17 protein-coding genes are annotated in these 15,183 nt (G+C 69.4%); 10 read left to right on the forward strand and 7 right to left on the reverse strand.

All coding sequences use genetic code 11. The annotated features are described in order from the left end of the window. Position 1: 1 nt before the first annotated feature. On the reverse strand, positions 2-793 hold the full coding sequence (locus H565_RS0110015) for a TIGR00282 family metallophosphoesterase (protein WP_027460904.1): 792 nt from the start codon (positions 791-793) through the stop codon (positions 2-4). Between the two features lie 101 nt (positions 794-894). Between H565_RS0110015 and H565_RS15075 the strand changes: the two genes are divergently transcribed. Further along, positions 895-1,635 carry an HD-GYP domain-containing protein gene (locus H565_RS15075; RefSeq protein ID WP_157468984.1) on the forward strand — a complete coding sequence of 247 codons (741 nt, stop codon included), beginning with the start codon at positions 895-897 and terminating at the stop codon, positions 1,633-1,635. Positions 1,636-1,654: 19 nt separating this feature from the next. Here the strand turns inward: H565_RS15075 and H565_RS0110025 are convergent, their stop codons facing one another. Next, positions 1,655-2,287: a hypothetical protein gene (locus H565_RS0110025; RefSeq protein ID WP_027460905.1), complete on the reverse strand. Its 633-nt coding sequence runs from the start codon at positions 2,285-2,287 to the stop codon at positions 1,655-1,657. A 113-nt stretch (positions 2,288-2,400) separates the two neighbouring features. On the opposite strand from H565_RS0110025, the gene H565_RS0110030 reads away from it, so the two are divergent. Beyond that, positions 2,401-3,504 (forward strand): N-acetylmuramoyl-L-alanine amidase family protein, encoded by a 1,104-nt coding sequence (locus tag H565_RS0110030; RefSeq protein WP_245576202.1) that lies wholly within the window; start codon positions 2,401-2,403, stop codon positions 3,502-3,504. A 6-nt stretch (positions 3,505-3,510) separates the two neighbouring features. On the opposite strand, the gene tsaD is transcribed toward H565_RS0110030, so the two are convergent. From tsaD to H565_RS0110055, 5 genes are read right to left on the reverse strand one after another with little or no spacing between them, the layout of a single operon-like run. Continuing rightward, positions 3,511-4,515 (reverse strand): tRNA (adenosine(37)-N6)-threonylcarbamoyltransferase complex transferase subunit TsaD, encoded by a 1,005-nt coding sequence (gene tsaD / locus H565_RS0110035; RefSeq protein WP_027460907.1) that lies wholly within the window; start codon positions 4,513-4,515, stop codon positions 3,511-3,513. Positions 4,516-4,540: 25 nt separating this feature from the next. Further along, entirely contained in the window at positions 4,541-4,939 is a 399-nt protein-coding gene (locus H565_RS15795; protein ID WP_027460908.1) for a barstar family protein, read from the reverse strand. Continuing rightward, positions 4,933-5,388: a ribonuclease domain-containing protein gene (locus tag H565_RS0110045; RefSeq protein WP_027460909.1), complete on the reverse strand. Its 456-nt coding sequence runs from the start codon at positions 5,386-5,388 to the stop codon at positions 4,933-4,935. Before H565_RS0110045 ends, H565_RS15795 begins: the two co-directional genes overlap by 7 nt. After that, a complete protein-coding gene (locus H565_RS15800) occupies positions 5,385-6,428 on the reverse strand; it encodes a heme-dependent oxidative N-demethylase family protein (RefSeq protein ID WP_245576203.1) in 1,044 nt (347 codons plus the stop codon). Before H565_RS15800 ends, H565_RS0110045 begins: the two co-directional genes overlap by 4 nt. A gap of 13 nt (positions 6,429-6,441) precedes the next feature. After that, the gene (locus H565_RS0110055; protein WP_027460910.1) at positions 6,442-7,251 is read right to left on the reverse strand and encodes an undecaprenyl-diphosphate phosphatase; all 810 of its coding nucleotides are present in this window, start codon (positions 7,249-7,251) and stop codon (positions 6,442-6,444) included. 260 nt (positions 7,252-7,511) lie between these two features. Here H565_RS0110055 and rpsB point away from each other — a divergent pair, with 260 nt between their 5' ends. From rpsB to H565_RS0110095, 8 genes are all read left to right on the forward strand, one after another. Next, the gene (gene rpsB, locus H565_RS0110060) at positions 7,512-8,309 is read left to right on the forward strand and encodes a 30S ribosomal protein S2 (protein ID WP_027460911.1); all 798 of its coding nucleotides are present in this window, start codon (positions 7,512-7,514) and stop codon (positions 8,307-8,309) included. 95 nt (positions 8,310-8,404) lie between these two features. Next, the gene (gene tsf, locus H565_RS0110065) at positions 8,405-9,211 is read left to right on the forward strand and encodes a translation elongation factor Ts (RefSeq protein WP_027460912.1); all 807 of its coding nucleotides are present in this window, start codon (positions 8,405-8,407) and stop codon (positions 9,209-9,211) included. A 153-nt stretch (positions 9,212-9,364) separates the two neighbouring features. Continuing rightward, entirely contained in the window at positions 9,365-10,072 is a 708-nt protein-coding gene (gene pyrH / locus H565_RS0110070) for a UMP kinase (protein ID WP_027460913.1), read from the forward strand. Positions 10,073-10,188: 116 nt separating this feature from the next. Further along, positions 10,189-10,740 carry a ribosome recycling factor gene (gene frr, locus H565_RS0110075; RefSeq protein WP_027460914.1) on the forward strand — a complete coding sequence of 184 codons (552 nt, stop codon included), beginning with the start codon at positions 10,189-10,191 and terminating at the stop codon, positions 10,738-10,740. Between the two features lie 94 nt (positions 10,741-10,834). Next, positions 10,835-11,665, forward strand: a complete 831-nt coding sequence (locus H565_RS0110080; protein WP_027460915.1) for a phosphatidate cytidylyltransferase — start codon at positions 10,835-10,837, stop codon at positions 11,663-11,665. Positions 11,666-11,782: 117 nt separating this feature from the next. Next, positions 11,783-12,958, forward strand: a complete 1,176-nt coding sequence (gene dxr / locus H565_RS0110085; RefSeq protein ID WP_027460916.1) for a 1-deoxy-D-xylulose-5-phosphate reductoisomerase — start codon at positions 11,783-11,785, stop codon at positions 12,956-12,958. Then, the gene (locus tag H565_RS0110090; protein WP_027460917.1) at positions 12,955-14,073 is read left to right on the forward strand and encodes a M50 family metallopeptidase; all 1,119 of its coding nucleotides are present in this window, start codon (positions 12,955-12,957) and stop codon (positions 14,071-14,073) included. The genes dxr and H565_RS0110090 overlap by 4 nt, the downstream gene beginning before the upstream one ends. Positions 14,074-14,161: 88 nt before the next feature. Continuing rightward, positions 14,162-15,181, forward strand: coding sequence for an NAD(P)/FAD-dependent oxidoreductase (locus H565_RS0110095; RefSeq protein WP_034403173.1), 1,020 nt, complete (start codon positions 14,162-14,164; stop codon positions 15,179-15,181). Positions 15,182-15,183: the final 2 nt, after the last annotated feature.

Here is a 15,183-nt window from a genome sequence, read left to right on the forward strand (position 1 = left end):
CTCAGTCCTCCTCCACGTAACGGTAGCGCTCGGCGGCATGGGCGCGGTTCTCTGCCAGCGTCAGCCGCACCGCGTTGAACTCTGCCGGACCACTTGCCACGGTAAAGCGCCAGGGCCGCTCGGTCAGGAACTTCTGCACCGGGCCTTCGGGGTCAGCCCCGATGACGCTGCGGTGCGGCCCAGTAAAGCCCACATCGGTCTGAAAGGCGGTGCCCCCCGGCAGGATGCGCGTGTCGGCGGTGGGCACGTGGGTGTGCGTGCCGATGACCGCCGCGACCCGCCCGTCGAGGTGCCACGCGAGGGCCGCTTTCTCGCTCGTCGCCTCAGCGTGCAAGTCCACGAAGACGGTGCCGAGGTCGTCCCGCGTGAGCAGCTCGTCCATCGCCCGAAAGGGGTTGGCGACCGCCTCCATAAAGACGCGTCCCAGCAGGTTCACGACCGTCAGCCGCTCGGTGCCCCCCGCCGCCGTCTTCACGTCAAAGGAACGCCAGCCCACCCCCGGCGTGCCGGGGTCGGCATAGTTGAGGGGCCGCACGATGGGGAACTTTTCCTCGTCAAGCATCAGGGCAAAGACGTCCTTGTGATGCCAGGCATGGTTGCCCAGGGTGATGCAGTCTGCTCCTGCCGCCCGCATCGCCGCCGCTGCCTCGCGGTGCAGGCCAAAGCCTCCAGCGGCGTTTTCCCCGTTCACAATGATGAAATCGAACTCTGGCCGCAGCCCCGGCAAATGCTGCCCCAGCAGCCTTCGCCCCGGCTGACCGTACACGTCCCCCACAAAGAGCACACGCAACATGGCCCAACCTTAGTGGACGGAACCCGCAGGGGCGGGGCGGACCTCCCCCAGCGCCGCGACTCATCACCCCTTCCTCACACCCCGGCGTTTACCTTACCTTCATGTTCATGCTTGCCCGGCGCTGGCCTCTCTCTCCAGTGGTCTGGCCTGGCTATCCCCGCAAGAACCAGGCCAGGGCGATACAGCGGGGTATGGGGGAGGTGCTGTTGCGCCTCGCCGAGTGGGGAGTGGGCACCGGGCAGAGGGGGGCCATGCTCCGCCTCCCCGACGAGCCAGACCTCGCGCTCGACGCGGCGGTTTCGCTGCTGGCTTCCGTGCAAGCCGGGGGGGGCCAGGGCCACGAGGAACGGGTGGTCACCCTCGCCATCGCTCTGGCCCAGGCCGCTGGCCTCTCGGCCCCGCAGGTCCGGGCGGTGCGCTGGGGGGCCGCCCTGCACGACCTCGGCAAACTGCGGGTGCCCGGCGAGCTGCTGGAAAAGGCCGGGCCACTCAGCGCCGGGGAACGGGCGCTCTTGCAGCAGCACCCGGCATGGGGGGCCGAGCTGCTCTCTCCCCTGCCGTTGCCCGCCGCTGCGGTTGCCGCCGTGCGCCACCACCACGAACGGTGGGACGGCGGCGGCTATCCCGCAGGCTTGCGCCGGGGCCGCATTCCCCTCGCGGCCCGCATCGTCGCGGTCGCGGACGTGTTTGACGCGCTGGTCAGCTCGCGGCCCTACAAGCCCGCCTGGTGCGAACGCGAGGCCGCCCGCGTGATTCTGCGGGGCGCGGGCAGCCAGTTTGACCCGCACCTCGCCCGGCTCTTTGTGAGCGAGGTGCTGGGCTTTCGCGACTTGCAGCCCTGAGGCCCCTGGAGGCAGGGGCTTACTTCAGGTAGGGCGCGAAGCGCTTCAGGGTGCCCGCGTCGGGTTGGGCGGTGGCCCGCAGCAGGCGCTGGGCGCTGAAGGTCAGCAGCAGGTGGCCGCCCGTTCCCGCGCTGAGGGTCCGGCCATTGACGCTGAGCTGGGCCGGACCCGCAAGCACGGTCTGCGCGGTGCGGCCATCGAAGGCGAGGGCGGCGGCGCTGAGGGGGGGCGTCTGCGCCCGCACCCCGCCGGACGCGCTTACGAAGCCCGTCTTCACGTTCAGGACCATCCGCTCGGCGCTCAGGCCCTTCATGCGGGCGTCGCTGTAGGTGGGGGTACCCGTCGCGGTGACCACACCGCCGCGGAGGTCATAGGTCAGGCTCGCGGCCCGCAGGGTGCCGCCCTGCTGGGTGGTCAGGGTGACTCCCTGGGCGCTGAGGCGCTCGCCGGGAAAGAGTTGCAGCCGCTCGGCGCTCAGGCGCACGCCGCCCTTGCTGTCGGTGACGGTGCCGCCCGACGGAAACTCGGTTGCGCCGGTGTCGAGGTTGAGGTGCTGCGCCCCGCGGGGGGTTACGTTCAGACCGCCAAAGGTGACGGCCCCCCCCGTGCCCAGCGTCAGGGCGGCGAGAAAAGGCAAGAGGATACGCTTCATGGCCCCACCCTAGCGGCCCCCCCCTGAGCACGGTGAGCGCCCGCGTCAGACGCCCTTCAGCCTGCCGGATTCTTCATCTTTCCTCCCGGAACTGGGGGGTACACTCGGCGGCAGTGAAGCCCCTCTTTCCCCTCGTGCCGCTGCTGCTGCTCGCGCCCGCTGCCTCGGCGGCGCCCCGCGTGTGGGCGCACGACGGCTACACCCGCGCTGTCTTCGACCTGCCCCGCGTGACGACCGCAACCACCTCTGTCAAGGGCCAGACGGTCACCGTCAAACTCGGCCTCAGCCTGCCCGCCGCCGCAGGCAAACTCACGGTGAGAGGCCTGAGCGCCTACAGCGTCAGCGGCGATACGGTCACCCTGACCCTCACCGCGGGCTTCGCGGGGGCGCGGGTGGAGGTGCTCCCCGCCGGAGGAGGGCAACCCGCGCGGCTCGTCATCGACGCGCTGCGGGCCGGAACTCCGCCCGCGCCCGCGGCGGCCCCCAAGCCCGCCGCCGCCGTGACCCGCCCCGCGAGCACGGCCAAGGTCATGCGGCCCCGCGTGGTCCTGGACCCCGGCCACGGGGGCAACGACCCCGGCATGCAAAGCCGCTGGGTGCAGGAAGCGGCGGTCAATCTGGATGTGGCCCTGCGGGTGCGCCGCGAGCTGCAAGCGCACGGGGTGGACGTGGTCATGACCCGCGAAACGGACCGTCACCTCCACCCCAACAAGGCCCTCGACCTTGACGCCCGGTCGCGGCTCGCCAAGACCGATGAGGCCGCCGCCTTCATCAGCATCCATGTCAACGCCTCGACCAATCCGGCGGCGCACGGGGTCGAGACGTACTACTTCGGCCAGCCCATGCCGGGCCGCAGCCGCAGCCTCGCCATCCAGGAAAACGGCGGCGGCTCGATTGGTCAGCAGCTCACCCGCCAGGCCACCAACAGCGCCCAGAACCTCTTGGGTGACCTCCTCGCCCAGGCCAAGCTCTCCTTTTCGCGCCAGCTCGCCGAAAAAGTCCAGGCCAACCTCGTGCAGGCGACCGGTGCTCTCAACCGCGGCGTTCTCACCGATGCCTTTTATGTCATCCGCAACCCCACCACCCCCGCCATCCTGATTGAGATTGGCTTCGGCTCCAACCCGGTCGAGGGAGCCAAGCTCTCGCAGGAGGCCTACCGCGAGCGCATCGCGGTGGCGATTGCGCGGGCGATTCTGGACTTCCTCAACACGAGGTAGGGGGGGTCAGGCGCCCGCAAGCGGTGCGTAGGCGACCGCGCCCTCGCTGAGGGGGCTGGGGGGCCGCCCCGCCCGCAAGGCCGCCGCCCCCGCGAGCGCAATCATCGCGCCGTTGTCGGTGTTCAGGCCCTGGCCGGGAAACACCGCCCGCACCGGGCTGGCCGCGAACGCCTCCCGCAGGGCGCGGTTGGCCGCCACCCCACCCGACACGACGACCGTGTCCCGGCCATAGGCCTGCGCCGCTCGCAGCGTCGTTTTCAGCAGGAAGTTCACTGCCGCCCGCTCGAAACCCGCCGCGAGGTCTTCGGGCTTGGCCCCGGCGCGGTGGGCGAGGAGGGCCGCCGTCTTCAGACCGCTGAAGGAGAAGTCAAAGCCTTTTTGCCCTGCCAGCGGTTCCTTGAAGGGGACGGCCTCCGGGTCGCCCCGGCGGGCCGCCTCGCTGATGGCGGGACCGCCGGGGTAGCCCAGCCCCGCAAGCCGGGCAATCTTGTCAAAGGCCTCGCCCGCCGCGTCGTCGCGGGTGGCTCCCACGAGGACGTATTCGCCCTCACGGGGCACGTCAAAGAGGTGGGTGTGCCCGCCCGACACCACGAGCGCGAGGTAGGGGGGGGCGAGTTCCGCCTCCGACGCCGCCGCAAAGATGTGGCCCTCCAGGTGATGGGCGGCGTAAAAGGGCACGCCGAGCGCTTGCGCGAGGCCCTTGCCATACATCAGCCCGACGAGGAGCGCCCCCACCAGGCCGGGGCCAGAGGTCGCCGCGACCACGTCCACCTCCGCTCCTGTCAGCCCGGCCTCGGCGAGCGCGTCCCCGGTGACCGCATCGATGCGCTCGACGTGCTCGCGGCTGGCGAGTTCGGGCAGGACGCCGCCGTACCGCGCATGGACCGTCTGTGACCAGACCCGGTTGGCCAGCACCCGCACGCGGCCATCGGGCGTGAGTTCGGCGACGCCCACGCCCGTGTCGTCGCAGGAAGTGTCAATACCGAGGATGCGGGTGGGGCGGGCGTTCATCGGGAGGGAGGATAGCAGGGCGGGGTCACCAGGCGCGGGGGTCCGACGTCGGTTCCTCCGCGAGCAGCCACAGCGAGCGCCCCTGCCGGGCGGCCTCGGCCTGCGCGTCGAGCAGCACCGCTTCGAGTGGCGCTCCCAGCTGGCGCTGCCGAGCACGGAAATGGGCATAGTCGGTGAGCAGCAGAGCCAAGCGCTCTGGCCACACCTGCGGGTCCGTGAGCACGTCGTAAAGGGCGTCCCAGTTGCGGCCAAAGGTCTCGGAGAGGGCCAGCCCACGCAAGAAGGCCAGCATCAAGCTCTCCTTGTCGCGCACGTCACTGAAGTCGATTTCGCGCAGGGTCACCTGATGCCCGGCGGCGAGGATGCGCGGGTCGTGGGGGGCGGTCTGGATGCCCTGGGGCGGAGCCTGAAAGACGTTCACCACGGGGCAATCCGCCGGAAGGACGAGTAATGGTCGGCAGTGTAGTAACACTCGGCGGTCGGCGGCTGACGGTCCGCGCACACGATGCGCCGCGCCCCCCGGTCAGACTCACCGGGGGTGGGCACGGTGTACTCGCGGTAGGTGCCCGGTGGCTGGCGCGGCAGCAAGCGCTCGCGGTTGCCGAACACGCTGCCGTCCTTGCGGTATGGAAAGGGACCGCCGGAGGCGATGCGCCGCAGGGTCTGGCGGCCCTCCGGGGGCAGCTCGCGGACCTCTATCCAGGACAGGCCGCTCAGGGGGTCGCGGGCAGACCGGGCGGGGGCGGGGGCGCGGGTCTGGGTGAGGCCCGGCTCTGCCGCCCCCACCTGCGGCGCGGCGGCGGGCACGTCGCACCCCCCCAGCAGGGCGGCGGCCCACAGGACTCCCCAAGGCAGCAAACGGGATAGGCTCACGCCCCGGAGTGTAGGGCAGGGCTGACCTCCGACTCCTTGAGGCTTTGCTGGGCGTTCAGCCATTCCAGCAGGCCAGGGAGGAGGTGAGCCAGGCCCTTGTAGGCGACCTGGGAGGGCGTCATCGAGCGCAGGGCGGCGGCCAGCGCCCCCGCCTGCCCCGGCGTGGCGACCGCCTCCCGCAGCGGATACAGATAGGGCCGGATGGTAAACAGCGCTCCGCGCGCTGCCGGAAAGCCGGTCAGCGTCTGCCGCTCGACCCGCACAAAGGTCCGCTCTGGGTCAAAGCGGGCCGTGGCTGCCCGGTCCTCGTCGGGGGGCGCGGCGGGATGCTGGTCGAGGCGGTCACTCACGGCGACCCCCCAGGCGAAGCGCACGAAGGGACCACGCGAGATGACGGCCTCCAGCAGCCGCGGCGCGGTCGCGTTCATCGGCCCGCTGCCCGCGACCGGGGCATGGACCGCCACAAAGTCTCGACCCAGCTTGTCCCGCGGGTCCCAGTGCCCCGGCGAGAGGACGTGCGCGGCGGCGAGCCAGTCGCGCCCGCCTCGCGGGTCGCGGGCCAGAACCGCGAGGTCTTCCGGGGTGTTCAGGGCGAGGAAATCCAGGGCCTGAAGGGGTGTCACCCCGGCGACGAGAGGAGCGAGCGGTGCGTCAAAACGGGTCAGCGCCTCCACACTGCCCCAGCGCAGGCCGAGGTCCGCCGACCAGCCCAGCGCCCGGTTGGTGAAGCGCTGGCCGTCCCAGGTCATCGCGCCCCCGCTCTCGGCAGCGAGGGTGCGGGCGACGAACGTGAGGGCCGCCTCCCGCAGCTCTGGCGTCAGGCCCGCCTCGCCCGCGTACGCGTGCAGGGCGCGGCGGTGCACGGTCACCTTGCTCGCGATGAAACGGGCGTACTCACGGTCGAGGGCGAAGGTGTGCTCCTCTGCTCGCCCGTCCTCCCGCCAGGGAATGGGCTGCGTCCCCAGGCGAAACAGCCCTGCCGACACGCGGTAGACGCCCTCTAAAAAGGGGCGATACGTGACCTGCGGGCCGGGGAACACGCTCTCCATTGTGCTACAGCCGCCCGGCCCCCACGAGCAGCAGGATGACCACGCCCACCACCACCCGGTACACCGCAAAGCCCTTGAAGTTGTTCGTCGAGACGAACTTCAGCAGCCAGCCGATGGCGAGGTAAGCCACGACAAAGGAGGTCGCCGCGCCCAGCAAGACGTTCAGGAGGCCGATTTCGCCGAAAATCACCTCGCGGTCTTGAACCAGGTTGAGCAGGGCCGCCCCGCCCAGGGTGGGCACGCCGAGGTAGAAGCTGAACTTGGTCGCGGTGGGGCGGTCGAGGCCCAGCACCATCCCGCCCAGAATCGAGCTGGCCGAGCGCGAGAAGCCCGGCCACAGCAGCGCGAGGCATTGCAGCACGCCGATAAAAAAGGAGCGCCGCACGCCGATGTGCTCAGTGCTCGACACCTGGGGCGGGGTGTGGCGGCTCTCGATAAGCCACATCAGCACGCCGCCCACAATCAGTGCCCACGCCACCACGGTCGGGTTGAAGAGGTTTGCCTGAATCAGGTCTCCGAAGAGCAGCCCCAGCACCACCGCCGGGATGGTCGCGACGAGCACGCCCGTCCAGAGCGTTTGCTGTTCGCGGTCGCGCCCGATGTGGCGAATCTTGAGGAAATCGCGCCAGTAGTACATCAGCACGCTCAGAATCGCGCCGCCCTGAATGACGACCTCGAAGGCATCCTTGACCTCCTTGCTCCAGGGGACCCCCATCAGGTTCCCGGTGAGGATGAGGTGCCCGGTCGAGCTGACCGGCAGGAACTCGGTGATGCCCTCGACGATGCCGTAGATGATGGCGTAAAACCAGTCCATGTCGGGGCGGAGCCTAACACCTGCGGCGGGGGCGGGCGCGTCCGCCGAAAGTCGCCCGCCCCCGCTCAGCACTCTCAGCACTTGAGCGAACCGAGCGGCCCCACGCGCTTTCCACTTCTGCTACACTTCCCGTTTGGGTGCCCCCGTGACCCTTGCCCGCACGCGCTGGAACGTCGCGTCCGGGTCTGGCCGCAAGACCGTCACTCAGGAAGGCTGGCACGAGGAAGGCAAACTGTTCCCACCAACGTTCAGGAGTCCCCATGTCGTACATCTCCATGAAGCAGTTGCTCGAAGCGGGCGTGCACTTCGGGCACGAAACCAAGCGCTGGAACCCCAAGTTCAAGCGCTTCATCTTCGCCGAGCGCAACGGCATCTTCATCATCGACCTGCAAAAGACCCTCAAGCAGATTGACCGCTCCTTTGACTACATCAAGGACCTCTCCGAGCGCGGCGGCGTCATCCTGTTTGTGGGCACCAAGAAGCAGGCGCAGGAAATCGTGGAGCTGGAAGCCCGCCGCACCGGGATGCCTTATGTCACCAGCCGCTGGCTGGGCGGGATGCTGACCAACTTCAAGACGATTCGCACCCGCATTGACCGCCTGAATGAACTTGATGACCTCTTCGAGTCTGAGCGCATCAATGACCGCCCCAAGGCTGAGCGCATCGCCCTGGCGAGCGAGCGCGAGCGCCTGCTGCGCTTTGTGGGCGGCATTCGCAAGATGACCCGCCTGCCCGACGCGATTTTTGTGGTAGACCCCACCAAGGAAGTTATCGCCGTGCAGGAAGCCAACAAGCTCGGCATTCCGGTGATTGCGCTGGCCGACACGGACTCCGACCCCGATGTCATCGACTACATCGTGCCCGGCAACGACGACGCGATTCGCAGCATCCAGCTCATCACCCACCGCATCGGCGACCTGATTGTGGAGGCGCGGGGCGGCGGTGAGGACGTCAGCGGCGAGCGTGTCGAAGAAGGCAACGCCGACCTGGACGCGGCGGAGCAGGGTGACGAGGGCGACACCGCCCAACTCACCTCCACCCAGGGCCGCGCGGGCTGAGCCAGCAGGGCCACTCGGCACATTCGGGGGCGTCCGGCACAGGTTCGGTGCGCCCCCACTGTTCAGCAATCATCCACTCTCAGGAGGGACCCACCATGATGGAATCGATCAAGAAGCTGCGCGAACTCACCGGCGCGGGCATGATGGACGTGAAAAAGGCTCTGGCCGATGCGGGCAATGACGAAGAAAAGGCGATTGCCCTGCTGCGCGAGCGCGGCATCGTCAAGGCCGCCAAGAAGGCCGACCGCGAAGCCAAGGAAGGGCTGGTGCGCTTTGTGGTGGATGGCCACCGCGCCGCCATGGTCGAGGTGAACAGCGAGACGGACTTCGTGGCGCGCAACTCTGACTTCCAGGCGCTGGTTGAGCAGGTCGCGCGTGCGGCGCTGGACGCGAAGACCAACGACGTGGAGGAGTTCAAGAACTTCCCCCTGAATTACGGCGAAACGGTGGGAACGGCTGTTGCTGCCGCCGCGGGCAAGATCGGCGAGAACCTGGTGCTGAACCGCGTAGCCTACATCGAGGCGGGCGAGGGCGAGCAGGTGGCTGGATACGTTCACTCCAACGGCAAGATCGGCGTGCTGGTTCAGCTTGCGGGCGGCACCGAGGCGCAGGCCAAGGACGTGGCCCTGCACGTGGCTGCCGAGCGGCCCCAGTACCTCACCCGTGACGAGGTGAACGCCGAGGACATCGAAAAGGAGCGCGAGATTCTCACCAACAAGGCCCTCAACGAGGGTAAGCCCCAGCAAATCGTGGAGAAAATCGTCGCCGGGCAGATTGGCAAGTTTTACGAGGAGAAGGTGCTGCCGGAGCAGAAGTTCGTCAAGGACCAGAGCCTCACGGTGGCGAAGTACCTGGACGGTGCCCAAATCAAGCGCTTCGTGCGCTTCGAAATCGGCGCATAAAGGAAAAGGGGGGCGGCGAACACAGCCGCCCTTCTTCTGCACCCTCCCCTCCCCCCTTTCTGGCCGCCCCTGCTTGTTTTTTCTCCCGACGCCCAGCGGCCCTCCCCCGGCCCGGCTGGGCGTTTTGCTGGATTCCCCTTCTGAGGTTCATCTATGTTCAAACGCGTTTTGCTCAAGCTTTCCGGTGAGTTTTTGGCCGGAGAGTCCGGCTTCGGCATCCACCCTGAGGCGGCCTCGGCGCTGGCCGAACGCATCGCGGAGGCCCGCGCCGGAACCGACGTGGAACTCGCCATCGTGATTGGGGGCGGCAACCTGTGGCGCGGCGCTCGCAACGGGAAGGGCATGGACGCTGCGACCGCCGACTACATCGGGATGCTGGGCACCGTGATGAATGCGATGGCCCTGCAAGACGCGATGGAGCGGGCCGGGCAGCCCACCCGCGTGATGTCCGCCATCCAGATGCAGGCGGTGGCCGAGCCGTACATCCGCCGCCGGGCGATGCGCCACCTCGAAAAGGGCCGGGTGGTGATTTTCGGGGGCGGCAACGGAGCGCCCTTTTTCACGACCGACACGACCTCCACCCTGCGGGCGCTGGAAATCGGGGCCGAGGTCGTCCTGATGGCGAAAAACCAGGTGGACGGCGTCTACGACAAAGACCCCCGCAAGCACGCGGACGCCCGGCGCTTCGACCAACTCACCCATCAGGAGGTCGTCGAGCAGCGACTGGAAGTCATGGACGCCACCGCCATCACCCTGTGCATGGATAAGGGGCTGCCCATCGTGGTGTTCGACCTGTTCGGAGAGGGCAACCTCGCCCGGCTGTTCCGGGGCGAGCGGGTCGGCACGCTGATTCGGAGTTAGTGACGTGTGGCCTGTGGCATGGAGAAGGCCAGGGGCATTGGCTCAGGCTTTTGGCAAGCCACACGCCACACGCCGCGCACCCGCCCGGTACAATCCCCCGCAAAGGAGACTTCCTCATGGCAGATATGAAAGCTATCCAGGCCGACGCCCGCGAGCGCATGGGCAAGGCCATCGAGGCGCTGGAAAACAACCTCTCGGTGCTGCGCACGGGCCGCGCCAATCCTGGCATCCTCAAAAAGGTCATGGTGGACTACTACGGCTCGACCATGCCCATCGACCAGGTGGCGAGCATCACCGCCCCCGACGCCCGCACGCTGGTGATTACCCCCTGGGACCGGGGGGCCTTGAACCCCATCGAAAAGGCGATTCGCGATAGTGACCTGGGTCTGAACCCCAACAACAAAGGAGACGCCATCTTTATCAGTCTGCCCATGCTGACCGAAGAGCGGCGCAAGGAACTGGTCAAGAACGCCCGCAGCTACGCCGAAGAAGCCCGCGTCGCGGTGCGCAATGTTCGCAAACACGCGCTCGACGAAGTCAAGAAGCTGGAGGGTATCGGTGACGACGACATCAAGCGCGGCGAGGCCGAGATTCAAAAGATTACCGACGAGTTCATCGCGCGGGTGGACAGCACCTTCCAGAAGAAGGAGCAGGAAATCCTAGGGTGAGCGGCGTGTGGCATGTGGCGTGTGGCGCGTGGAAGCGCACTGAAGACCTTCCGCAAGCCACAAGCCACGGGCAGCGGGCCAGTCAGGGATACCCGTGGAATCGCTGAGCACCCGCGTCCTCACGTCGGTGGTGGGGTTTGCGGTGGTCAGCGTGGTCGTGTGGATAGGGTGGGTCGCGCTGCTGCCCGCGCTCGTCTTCGTGGCGGTGATGGGCCTGTTCGAGTACATCCGGATGCTCGACCGCAACGACATCGACGTGCGGCGCGTGTCCCTGGGGGTGTTCGGGGCGGCCCTCATCGTGGCGAGCCTGCCGATGATTCCGGCCCCCCCGTGGGAGGGCGGGTCGTGGCGTGAGGTCGTGCTGACGGTCGCGCTGGGGTATCTCCTCGTCGTGGAGGTCATGCGCCCCGGCGAGCGACCGCTGGAGCGGGTGGTGTACTCCATGTTCGGGCTGCTGTATATCCCCTGGCTGCTGGGGTATTTCCTGCTGCTGCGCTACACGCCGGACGCCGAGACGGGCCTGCTGTACTTCGCCCTGCCGCTGCTGGCGACCTTTGCGGCGGACATCGGGGGGTACTTTGGCGGCCACTTTTTCGGGCGGCGCAAGCTGGCCCCGGAGGTCAGCCCCGGCAAGACGGTGGAGGGGGCCATCGGCGGTCTGGCCTTTAGCTTCGTGGTCGTGCTGGCCATGACCCAGCTCACCCAGCTCGGCTCGCCCCTCGACGCCCTGCTGCTCTCCATCCTGGTCGCGAGCGCCTCGCAGCTCGGCGACCTGTCCGAGAGCCTGCTCAAGCGGGCACTCCGGACCAAGGATTCGGGCAGCAGCCTGCCGGGCCACGGGGGCTTTCTGGACCGCCTCGACTCGCTCTTGTTTGCGGTTCCGGCGACCTATTTGTTTTTGACCATCAGTCTGTTTCCTCGGTAAGTGGGGAGTGGGAAGGAGGGAGTGGGAGCTGGGGCAGAGGCCCACGCTCCCACTTCCTCTTCCTGCCACGGGCCACTTCCCACTATCCACCTCCCGGCGTTGCGCCATCCTGTTCGGGTGAAGCTCACGGTTCTGGGCAGTACGGGAAGTATCGGCACGCAGACGCTGGACGTGGCGCGGGAGCGCGGCTGGCGGGTGGGAGCGCTGGCAGCAGGACGCAATCTGGACGCGCTCGAAGCGCAGGTGCGCGAGTTTCGCCCGGAGGTGGTGGGCGTGGCCCCCGAAGCGTATGCCGACGCCCGCGCCCGTTTCGGAACGGTGCGGGTGGTCGCGGACCCGGCGGAGGTAGCGGCCCTGCCCGCCGACGTGGTCGTCAATGCCATCGGGGGGCTGCCCGGCCTCGCGCCCACCCGCGCGGCGCTGGAGGCGGGGCGGGCGTTGGCGCTGGCGACCAAGGAAGCGATGGTCACGGCCCCAGGGCTGATTTGGGCGGCGGCGCGGCGCGGGGGCGGGCGGCTGGTGCCGGTCGATTCCGAGCATACGGGGGTCTTTCAGTGCCTGACCGGCGAGCACTTGGAGGACGTGGCCGAGCTGATTCTCACGGCGTCGGGCGGCCCCTTCCGCGACGGCCCGGCGGACCTGAGCGCGGTGACGCCGGGGCAGGCGCTGAAGCATCCCTCCTGGAACATGGGCCAGAAAATCACGATTGACTCGGCCACCCTAATGAACAAGGGGCTGGAGGTGATGGAATGCGCCGCCCTGTACGGGCTGCCGCTCTCGCAGGTGGGCGTGGTCGTTCATCCGCAGAGCGTGCTGCACGCGGCGGTGCGCTTCCGGGACGGCAGCCTCAAGGGGCAGTTCGGGCCGACCGACATGCGGCTTGCCATCGCCTACGCCATCGACGCCGCCCCCACCGGCATGACCCGCCCCGGCGACGTGCAGGGGGCGCGGCGGGGGCCGGAGGTGGCGGGGCACCGGGGGTGGCCGCTGACCGGGCAGTGGGACTTCCGCGAGCCGGACCACGCCCGCTTTCCCTGCCTGGGCCTGGCGTACCGGGCCGGGGAAGCTGGGGGGCTGCTCCCTGCCGCCCTGAACGCTGCCGACGAGGTGGCCGTGCCCGCGTTCCTGGCCGGGGACATCGGCTTTACCGATATTCCCCGGCTGATCGAGCGGGTGCTGGACGAGACACCCCAGGGCGAGCTGAGCTGGGACGCGCTGGAGGAGACGACCCGCTGGGCGACGGCGCGGGCGCGGGAGCTGGCCGCGGGCCTGGGCCGGGGAGTGCGGGCGTGAACGTCCTTCAGAGCATCGCGGCGGCCCTCACGCCGTTGGGGCTGCTGTGGACGCTGCTCCTCATCGGGGTGGCGACCTTTCTGCACGAGCTGGCGCACTACGCGCTGGCGCGGTGGCAGGGGGTGGCGGTCAAGTCCTTTAGCGTGGGGATGGGGCCGGTCCTCATTCAGCGAGCCTGGCGCGGCACCGAGTGGCGGCTGAGCCTGCTGCCCATCGGGGGCTACGTGGAGATTGACGGCATGGCCCCGGAGGAAGACGGGCGGGGCGGCTACCGAGCGGCCACGCGGGGTTTTGCGGCGCTGCCTGCCTGGGGCAAGGTCGCGGTGCTGCTCGCGGGGCCGCTGACCAATCTGGTGCTGGCGCTGGGGCTGATGACGGCCACCTTCGCCGCGCAGGGGGTGCCCGCCCCCGACCGCGCCCGCATCGAGTCGGTGCGGCCCGGCTCGCCCGCCGAGGCGCTGGGCCTGCGGCCCGGAGACGTCATCGTGGCGCTAGGCGGGCAGGACATCCCCGACACGCGCACGGTAGGCGGCCAGACCCGCCCCGGCTGGGAGAGCCTGCGCGACTTTCTGGCGACGAGCGGCCCCAAGACGCTGACCGTGCAGCGGGGGGAGGAGGTGCGCGAGGTCGCCTTTGACTGGCAGGCCCGCGTGAGGGGCGAGCGGCAACTGCTGGGCATCAGCTACGGCCCCGACGTGCGGCCCGCGTCCGTGCCCGTCGCCTTTGCCACTGCCGTCACGACCACCGCCGAGGCCGTGCCGCAGATTCTGCGGGCCTTTGGGGGCCTGTTCGCTCGCTTCTTCACGCTGGACCTCTCGCGCGACGAGAACGTCAGCGGCCCCATCGGCACCGCCGAGATTGTGAGCCGAGCGGCCACCCTGGGGTTCTGGGCGCTCGTGCAAATCGCCACACTGCTCAACCTGTCGCTCGCCTTTTTTAACCTGCTGCCCATTCCGGGGCTGGACGGCGGGCGCATCCTGCTGGTGCTCGTGGGGTCGCTGCGGGGCCGCCCCCTGACCTTCTCGCAAGAGCAGGCCATCAACCTCGCGGGCTTCGCGCTGGTGATGCTCTTGATGGTGTTCGTGGTGGTGCGGGACGTGAGCCGCTTTTTCTGAGGGGCGGAAGGGGCCGCCTCTTGTTTGCGCGGCCCGATGGCGAGCGCCGGAGCGTTTGGTCGGGTCGCCCTCTGCCATACTCCCCGGCGTGAACGGTGAGGGGGAGACGCGGACAGACGTGCTCGTGGTGGGGGGCGGTCCGGCGGGGCTGTACGCCGCCTTTTACGTAGGCTGGCGCGGATTGACCGTGCGGCTGCTGGAAGCGCGGGGCGAGCTGGGCGGGCAACTGTCGGCCCTCTACCCCGACAAGGTGGTCTATGACGCGCCGGGAAATCCCCGGACGCGGGCGGGCGACCTGGTGCGGAAACTGGAGGCGCAGCTCGCCCCGCTGGGGGTGGCCGTGCATCCCGGCGAGGTGGCCCGGACGCTGACACCGGACCTGGCGGGGGGCTGGCGGGTCGGCACCGACCGGGCCACCTACCCAGCGGGCGCGGTCATCCTGGCGGCGGGGCTGGGGGCGCTGTTGCCGCGTGAGGTGCGCCTCGCCGGGGCCGACACCCATCCCGACGTGCGGGCCGACCTCCCCGACCCGGCCAGCCTCGCGGGGCGGCAGGTGCTCGTGGTGGGCGGCGTGCCGCAGGCGACCCGTGCGGCGACCGAACTCGCGGCGGCGGGGGCGCGGGTGACGCTGACCCACCGCCGGGCCGGATTCCGGGGCGAGCCGGAGACACTCGCGGCGTTGGAGGAGGCGCGGGCGGCGGGCACGCTGGAGGTCCTCGCCCCCGCCGTGCTGGAGCGCCTGACCCCTGCGGGCGCGGTGCTGACCCTGGGGGGCGAGGCGCGGGAGGTGCCCGCCGACACCGTGCTCGTCCTGAACGGCTACCTCCCCGACCTCTCGCCTCTTGCGGGCTGGCCGCTGGACTGGCAGGGCGAGTATGTCCCCGACGGTCCCGGCGGCGAGACCGTACTGCCCGGCGTGTACGTGGTGGGCGACCTCGCGCGGTCGGGGGGCGACTTCAAGTTGCTGGCGGTGGCCTTTGCGCAGGCGGCCGTCGCCGCGAACCACGCCGCGCACCACGTCCGCCCAGAGCTGAAGGTGCGGCCAGGGCACAGCAGCGAGAAGGGCGGGTATCCGGCCCGGCCTGTTCTCCCCCACCAACCCGGCTAGAA

Origin of the sequence: Deinococcus murrayi DSM 11303, assembly GCF_000482805.1 — a bacterium.
Classification (GTDB): domain Bacteria; phylum Deinococcota; class Deinococci; order Deinococcales; family Deinococcaceae; genus Deinococcus; species Deinococcus murrayi.